At 38.1% G+C, this 8,450-nt stretch carries 7 protein-coding genes and 1 pseudogene; 3 read left to right on the top strand and 5 right to left on the bottom strand.

Annotated elements, in window-relative coordinates; translation table 11 throughout:
- The 4 genes and pseudogenes from exsA to nadB form a co-directional block, all read right to left on the bottom strand.
- Positions 1 to 1,136: pseudogene (gene exsA, locus DM800_RS07425) on the bottom strand (spore coat assembly protein ExsA); the annotation flags it as partial.
- A gap of 226 nt (positions 1,137 to 1,362) precedes the next feature.
- Positions 1,363 to 2,469, bottom strand: a complete 1,107-nt coding sequence (nadA, locus tag DM800_RS07420) for a quinolinate synthase NadA (protein ID WP_147786655.1) — start codon at positions 2,467 to 2,469, stop codon at positions 1,363 to 1,365.
- 30 nt (positions 2,470 to 2,499) lie between these two features.
- Complete coding sequence (gene nadC, locus DM800_RS07415) at positions 2,500 to 3,333, bottom strand: carboxylating nicotinate-nucleotide diphosphorylase (RefSeq protein WP_001092213.1); 834 nt, start codon at positions 3,331 to 3,333, stop codon at positions 2,500 to 2,502.
- Positions 3,334 to 3,352: 19 nt separating this feature from the next.
- Complete coding sequence (nadB, locus tag DM800_RS07410; RefSeq protein WP_147786654.1) at positions 3,353 to 4,882, bottom strand: L-aspartate oxidase; 1,530 nt, start codon at positions 4,880 to 4,882, stop codon at positions 3,353 to 3,355.
- 152 nt (positions 4,883 to 5,034) lie between these two features.
- On the opposite strand from nadB, the gene DM800_RS07405 reads away from it, so the two are divergent.
- The 3 genes from DM800_RS07405 to DM800_RS07395 all read left to right on the top strand — a co-directional run bounded on the left by DM800_RS07405 (position 5,035) and on the right by DM800_RS07395 (position 7,450).
- A complete protein-coding gene (locus tag DM800_RS07405; protein WP_000973754.1) occupies positions 5,035 to 6,177 on the top strand; it encodes an IscS subfamily cysteine desulfurase in 1,143 nt (380 codons plus the stop codon).
- A complete protein-coding gene (locus DM800_RS07400; protein WP_000812272.1) occupies positions 6,177 to 6,719 on the top strand; it encodes a transcription repressor NadR in 543 nt (180 codons plus the stop codon). The genes DM800_RS07405 and DM800_RS07400 overlap by 1 nt, the downstream gene beginning before the upstream one ends.
- Positions 6,720 to 6,802: 83 nt before the next feature.
- The gene (locus DM800_RS07395) at positions 6,803 to 7,450 is read left to right on the top strand and encodes an MOSC domain-containing protein (RefSeq protein WP_147786653.1); all 648 of its coding nucleotides are present in this window, start codon (positions 6,803 to 6,805) and stop codon (positions 7,448 to 7,450) included.
- 112 nt (positions 7,451 to 7,562) lie between these two features.
- On the opposite strand, the gene pheA is transcribed toward DM800_RS07395, so the two are convergent.
- A complete protein-coding gene (gene pheA / locus DM800_RS07390) occupies positions 7,563 to 8,414 on the bottom strand; it encodes a prephenate dehydratase (RefSeq protein ID WP_000621731.1) in 852 nt (283 codons plus the stop codon).
- Positions 8,415 to 8,450 lie beyond the last annotated feature (36 nt).

The raw sequence follows: 8,450 nt of genomic DNA, 5'->3' as shown, positions 1-8,450 counted from the left end.
GGCGGTTGATTGTTATCCATGATTGGCATCATATTTGGCGGTTGATTGTTATCCATTATTGGCATCATATTTGGCATTTGATTGTTATCCATTATTGGCATCATGTTTGGCATTTGATTGTTATCCATTATTGGCATGATGTTTGGTATTTGAATATTTGGCGGTATTACTTGTGGAATAACTGCATTTTCTTTCAATACATTTGGTGACACGATATTTCCTACATTTTCTTTCTTTACTTGTGGTGACACGATATTCCCTACATTTTCTTTCTTTACTTGCGGTGACACGATATTCCCTACATTTTCTTTCTTCACTTGCGGTGACACGATATTCCCTACATTTTCTTTCTTTACTTGTGGTGACACGATATTTCCTATGTTTTCTTTCTTTACTTGCGGTGACACGATATTATCTTTTTTCGTTTGCGGAGAAATGATGTTATTAGGTTTCATTTTAGTAATTTGAGGAGCAATTAACTCACTTCCTTTTTTAATTACATCTGAAATTTTATATTCTTTTTTTGCTTTTATTGGTGGTTGCGGCGGCTGTGGTAATACATTTACCGAAAACTTTGTGTTTTCTTTTTCTGCTGGTTTTTGTTTTTCTATAACAGTTGGTTTTTGAATAACAGACGGTTTTTCAACTGGTTTTTCTATTTGAATTGGCTTTTCTTTTTGCACCTCTTTTTGTGGCTTTACCTGCACTTCTTTTTGCGGTTTCACTTGCATTTCCTTCTGTGGTTTTACCTGTACCTCTTTTTGTGGTTTCACTTGCATTTCCTTCTGTGGTTTTACTTGCACTTCTTTTTGTGTTTGTTGCATAGCAGGTTGCTGTGTAATCGGCGCTGATTGATACGTAACTTCTTCCTCATCCTCTATTCCAAGCGGAGTTGGCGTTGCTGCAAATTCTTTTTGTTGTACTTCTTTTACGTATTGTTTTGGAGGTGATGAACCTGCTCCAGCATGTTGTTTCACGTGAACGCTGTTTGATGGTACTTTAATTTTCATACCTGGCATGATTAAATCTGGATTACTAAGTTGTGTATTTGTATTTTTCAACGTATCAAAATCTACTCCGTACTTTTTCGCAATTTTCCAAAGGGTATCCCCTTTTTGCACGATATGAATTTTCAAATTTTCCCCCTCCTGTATAACTTATCTATAAGTAACAAATCTCATGAAGTAACCCTTTCTAAATAACGCTAACTTCTTTTCACTTGTATCACTTCTTCGATTTTCAATATGATTAGAAGTGGAATAAGCATAAGAAAATCACAATGATTTCTTCAAAACAATGTATGCCCATTTCGTTCTCGTTATGATTATATGCATGAAAAAAAGCAACAGAAATACCGTTGCTTTACACACGCTCTAACATACGATTTAATGCAAGAACCGCTTCTTCAGTCACTTGTTTATCTACGCTAATAACGTTAATTTCTTCTCCTCTTTCTACCGTTTCAAGCACCCATAATAAGTGCGGCAGATCAATTCGATTCATCGTTAAACACGGACACATAAATGGATTAAGTGAAACAATCTCTTTATCTGGATGTTGCTGAATAATTCGGTTCACTAAATTCATCTCTGTACCAATTGCCCATTTACTTCCAGGTGGCGCTGCTTCAATCATATCAATAATATATTTCGTTGATCCTGCGTAATCCGAAGCATCAACGACCTCATAGCAACATTCTGGATGTACAATAATATTCATATCCGGATGATTTTTCCGTACGTTCTCAATGTTTTTCACTGTAAAGTTTTGATGAACCGAACAATGCCCTTTCCATAAAATCACTTGAATTTCTTCTATATCTCCATCGTACTCTAATGAATCTGTATGTGGGTCCCATACTGCCATTTTATCTAATGGGATACCTAAATCGTAAGCTGTATTTCTTCCTAAATGTTGATCCGGTAAAAAGACAAGACGCTCTTTTTGTGTAAACGCCCAAGACACCATTTGTTTTGCATTAGAAGAAGTTACTGTTGCTCCGCCATTACGACCACAAAACGCTTTAATTGCAGCTGTAGAGTTAACATATGTTAACGGAATCATCGTATCTCCAAATAATTTTGCGAGCTCTTTCCATGCCCTTTCTGTTTGTTCAATATCTGCCATATCTGCCATCGAGCAACCTGCGCGCATATCTGGCAAAATAACGATTTGATCATCTGTCGTTAACATATCTGCTGTTTCTGCCATAAAGTGTACACCGCAAAATACAATATATTTCGCTTCTTTATTGCTCGCTGCAACTTGTGCAAGCTGAAGTGAATCTCCTGCTGCATCAGAAAATTGTACCACTTCATCTTTTTGGTAATGATGTCCTGGAATAAATAGTGTTTTCCCCATTTTTGCTTTAATTTCACGAACACGCTTTTCCATTTCTTCTGTTGTCATCGTGTAATAACGCTCTGGTAACATCGTTTCAATCGGTTGCACTTTTTCTAAAACACTCATATTCCTTTCTCCCCCTCTAAGCCACTTTCCTTACGCCTCAATATTGAAACTAATATCAAGTGCTTTCACTGAATGTGTTAACGCTCCAAGTGAAATATAATCGACCCCTGTTTTTCCATATTTCGATAAATCTTCAATTGTAATGCCTCCTGATGCTTCCGTAACGATGGCACTTGGTACAATCTTTGAAAACTCCCGGATCTCATCTGGCGTACGGTTATCAAACATAATAATATCTGCACCAGCAGCTACAGCCTCTCTCACTTGCTCCTCCGTTTCTGTTTCCACTTCTACTTTCACCATATGTCCTAATTTTTCTTTCACCGATGTAACAGCTTTCGTAATAGAACCAGCAAAAGCAATATGATTGTCTTTAATCATGACACCGTCATATAAACCGAAACGGTGATTAAATCCGCCTCCGCACACGACTGCGTACTTATCAAACATGCGTAGCCCTGGCATCGTTTTTCGCGTATCGCAAATACGTGTATGGCCGCTATCTAAAGCAAGAACAGCTTTATGTGTCATCGTAGCTATCCCGCTCATACGCTGGATAACGTTTAATATAACGCGCTCTGCCGTCAATAACGAAGCAATTGGTCCTTGCGCAGTTGCTATTATTTCGCCCTTTTCTACAAGATCTCCATCTTTTTTATGAAGCTCCACTTCAATTCTTTCATCAATTAATTTAAATCCTTCTTCAATTACTAAACGCCCCGCAAAGACACCTGTATCCTTCGCAAGAAACGTTCCTTTTGAAAGTAAATTGTCTGGAAAAATAAGCTGAGATGTTACATCTCTTTCTCCTATATCTTCTAGAAAAAATCGATTTAATGCTTCTTTCACTTTTATCGTGTTCATAGAGCCCATCTTCCCTTCATCACACAAGTTGTAGTTTTCTTTTCACTCGAACGATCTCTTTTTTTACGCTATTTCTATCTGGATAGTCACTTCGATAATGGCCACCAATACTTTCTTCTCTTTGCAAAGCTGACACGACTATAAGCTCACAGGCTGTTAACATATTAATAAGCGTTATCTCTTCATTTGTAAGAGCATCATGTTGTAATATCATATTTCGAACACCGTACTTACTAAGCCATCTCTTTGCATAAGATAAACTTTTCTCTGTTCGCACAATCCCAACATATTTCATCATGCATTCTTGTATTTCTTCTTTCGCCGGCAAATGATTCAGAACGATAAACTTCTTTTCCTTCCCAGCCACGTTGTTCCAGCTTTCTTTTGTCGCTTTCGTTAAAATATGTTGTCCTATTCTTTTTCCAAACACAAGACTTTCTAATAATGAATTACTTGCTAATCTATTTGCTCCATGAACACCATTACAAGCTACTTCACCGACCGCATATAAATTTGGAATGGACGTCTCCCCATCACAGTTCGTTTTCACGCCGCCCATATGAAAATGAGCACCGGGTACGACTGGAATGCGTTTTTCATTTATATCGACACCATTCTTTTCACACAATGATGATACAGTCGGAAAACGTCCTTCGAAATTTTGAATAGACTCGATATTCACATACACTTGTTCACCCGCCAAAAGCTGCTCATGAATCGCTCTTGCTACTACATCACGTGGTGCGAGATCGTGATCAGGGTGTATATTCATCATAAAACGCTGCCCTTTTCCATTCATAAGGACAGCTCCTTCACCACGGACAGCTTCAGAGACGAGGCCGCAGCATCGCCCGTTCGCGTATAACATTGTTGGATGAAACTGTACAAACTCTAAATCTACGAGCTCCCCGCCTGCGCGGTACACCATCGCAAGTCCATCACCCGTAATTGTCTTATCGTTAGAAGTAAAGGCGTATAAACCGCCAATCCCACCTGTTGCTAACACCGTATAATCTGCAACGTAACGCTTCAACTTCCCTTCACTAGTTCTTGTTAAAACTCCAACACATTTATCATTTTCTATAATAAAATCGAGCACCATTTCCTGTTCCACTACCGTAACGTGCGGAGCTACTTCTTGAATGAAATGCTCTAATAAATTCTTTCCTGTTGCATCGCCACCTGCATGTAAAATACGACGCTTTCGATGTGCGCCTTCTTTTCCAAGATGAGGACCCGTTTCATCTCCATCAAATTTCATTCCATTTTCAATGAGATTATTCATTTCTTTCGGTCCTTCCTCGACTAAATAACGGACCACATCTTCATTGTTATAATGACATCCTGCTACTAACGTATCTTCAAAATGATCATTTGGATTGTCATATGTTGCAACTGCTGCGGCAATTCCACCTTGCGCTAAATATGTATTATTATTACGATTTGTTTCCTTTGTGATAATAATCACATTCTTTTCGTGACAAATCTCTTTCGCAACACGAAGTGCCGCAACGCCACTTCCAATAATTAAGACATCTGCACTTGGCATAATTGTTGCCTCCTACTTTACACTTTTCAACTGTCTTGACACCTATATTTACATAGTTTTAAAATAATGACAAGAGTTTTTTTATAATTCTTATTTTCACTACCATTTAAAAAATACAAGAAATGTAACTCTTACTAGGGAGAGGAACTTACATGATGATATATCTTGACTATGCAGCTACTACACCTATGAGTGAAGAAGCATTACACACATATATGAAAGCAGCATCGCAATACTTCGGAAATGAACAAAGTTTACATGATATTGGAGGAACAGCCTCTTCTTTATTACAAGTTTGCCGAAAAACATTTGCTGAAATGATTGGTGGAAAGGAACAAGGGGCATTCTTCACAAGCGGTGGCTCAGAATCCAACTACCTTGCGATTCAATCCCTTCTCAATGCTCGAAATAAGAAACACATTATTACGACACCTATGGAACACGCATCCATTCGAAGTTATTTTCAATCCTTACAATCAGAAGGGTATACCATTACTGAAATACCTGTTGATGAAGACGGGCTAATTCATTTAGAAGATTTAGAAACAGCTATTACAGAAAATACTGTTCTAGCAAGCATACAGCATGGAAACTCTGAAATCGGAACCGTTCAAAACATCACAGAGATCGGGGCACTTTTAAAAAAATATAACGTTTTATTTCATTCAGATTGTGTACAAACATTTGGTAAACTTCCTATCAATGTTTTTGAGATGGGAATTGATAGTCTCTCTGTTTCAGCACATAAAATATACGGACCAAAGGGTGTTGGCGCTTGCTATATAAATCCCCAAGTTCGCTGGGCACAAATATTTCCAGGAACTTCTCATGAAAAAGGATTTCGCCCAGGTACAGTAAACGTTCCTGGCATCGCATCTTTTTTAACAGCTGCTGAGAATATATTAAAAAATCAACAAGAAGAGAGCTTACGTTTTAAAGAGTTACGATCCTACTTTTTAAGACATTTACAAGCGCTTCCTCTAGAAATTCAAGTAGAAGGTCATTCTACTTCTTGTTTACCACATATTGTTGGGGTTACAATAAAAGGAATAGAAGGTCAATATACAATGCTAGAATGTAATCGCCATGGTATTGCCATCTCCACTGGAAGTGCTTGCCAAGTCGGTAAACAAGAACCTTCGAAAACAATGCTTGCAATTGGAAAAACGTATGAAGAGGCAAAACAATATGTTCGCTTCTCTTTCGGACAACAAACAACGAAAGATCAAATTGATACTACTATTCATGCACTACACACAATTGGAAATCAATTTTATAGAGGTGTTAAATCATAATGAAACAAAATGAACAAAAAAAGATTTTAGGTGAAGAAAGACGACAACTTATCCTTCAGTGGCTTCTCGCTGCAAACGAACCGTTATCTGGGAATGAACTATCGAAAAAGACAAATGTAAGTAGACAAGTTATCGTGCAAGATATTTCCTTGCTTAAAGCACGAAACGAACCAATTATTGCGACTGCTCAAGGGTATTTATATTTAAAACCACAAGAGAAACAACAAGCTTTCGAACGCGTAATTGTATGCCAACATAAACCAGCGGAAGTACGTCAAGAACTTACAATGCTTGTTGACCACGGCGTTACGATTAAAGATGTAAAAGTTGAGCATCCTGTATACGGTGACTTAACAGCGTCCATCATGGTAAGTAATCGCTTTGATGTAGAGCAATATTTACAAAAAATTGAAAACACGAATGCTTCCTATCTTTCGCAACTAACAGATGGTATTCACTTACATACAATTGAGGCAGATTCGAAAGAGAAATTAGACGCTGCTTGCGAGGCACTAGATAAAGCAGGATTTCTCGTTTATTAATTCATGTAAAGCACAGAGTTTTTATCATTCTCTGTGCTTTTTTAGTGATATAATATTGTAATCAATTGTAAAGGGGATCAAACATGGGAATTGAACTCGTTCACTTTAGCATTGGCAAACCAAAACAAATGAAGTATAGCGAAGATAAAGAAATGATTACTGGTATATGTAAAGAACTTGCAGAAGAAGCTTTTCTCTCAAAAGATGGATTTCGTGGTGATGATGTAGCGGATTTAAAACACCACGGGGGACCTGACCGCGCAGTTTGTGTGTACCCACACGAACATTACGCACTATGGGAAGAAGAATTTCAAACTACGCTTCCAGCTTCCACATTTGGCGAAAACATTACCGTAACAAATATGTTAGAGCGTGATGTTTGCATCGGAGATACATATCAACTAGGTGAAGCAATCATTCAAGTGACACAAGCGAGAGTACCTTGTAGCACAATTTCAAAACGCCTTGGTATTCCTGGCATACTGCCGCGCATTGTAGCAAATGGATTTACTGGTTATCTATGTCGCGTTCTTCAAGAAGGTACTGTACGTAAAGATTCTAAAATTACATTACTAGAACGTCAACCGCGCAATGTTTCTGTTTTGTTCTCTAACGAAATTTATTTTCATAATAGAAAAGATAAAGATGGCATCGAAAAGATTCTTGCTGTTCCAGAACTAGCCGATATTTGGCGTGGGCAGTTAGAGGATCGTCTTGCGAAGTTAAAATAAATAGAATCCCACCATTTATAGGTGGGATTCTATTTATCTATCACAAAATGTATTATCCGATGAAATTATATCAGCAATTAGAAGGGAAATGTCGACAGTTCATCCACCTCTCTTACAACCAATAAGAAGAATAACTCCCGAGCACAGTAACAGAAAAACCGAGCGCTTCAAGTTCCATCGTTACGCCTGGCAATAATACATCATCGTATGCTTTATCGACATCAATTAAGAAAAAGTAATTTCCTAGTCCTGTTTTCATCGGACGCGATTCGATTTTTGATAGATTTAATTTTCTCCATGCGAAAGCTGATAGCACTTGATATAGTGCCCCTGCATAATCAGCAGGTAACGTTATCATAAGCGTCGTTTTCTCTCCGCGGTTTTCTCCGTTATTTGGAAGTATGGCTTTCTTTTTCTTATGGAGCACTAGGAAGCGTGTATGATTGTTTTTGTGCGTATGAATATCACGCCTTACAATTGTTAAACCGTATTTTTCTGCGGCCGCTTCATTTGCAATGGCAGCAATTTTTTCTTCAGGATGTTCTTTCACATATTGCGCAGCTGCACTTGTTGATGTCATATCTCGGACAGTTACCCCTTTTAACTCTTCATTTAAAAATTTATGACATTGCGCAATAGCGTGTGGATGAGAATGCACTGCATATACTTCTTCCCAAACTTCTGCATACTGCGGATGTACAAGTAGGTGCTGCTGAATGGGTACTGTAATTTCTCCTACAATGGAAAGCGGCTGCTCATGTACGAGGTAATCAACTGTTATATTCACTGAGCCTTCTATGGCATTTTCTAGTGGTACCACTGCATAATCTACATTTCCATTTGCAGCTGCATCCATACAATCCGGAATCGTTCGATACGGCACATGCTCTGCTTCCGGAAAAAAACGACTCACCGCCATATTTGTAAATGTTGCTTCTGGTCCTAAATATCCTACTCGAATCATCGTCTTTTCCCCTCTTTTTCGTTTTCTTACTGTTAT

This window comes from Bacillus sp. AY18-3, from assembly GCF_008042305.1.
Taxonomy (GTDB): Bacteria; Bacillota; Bacilli; order Bacillales; family Bacillaceae_G; genus Bacillus_A; species Bacillus_A wiedmannii.
The sequence above is the reverse complement of the archived record's forward strand: the minus strand, read 5'-3'. Positions and strand labels throughout refer to the sequence as shown.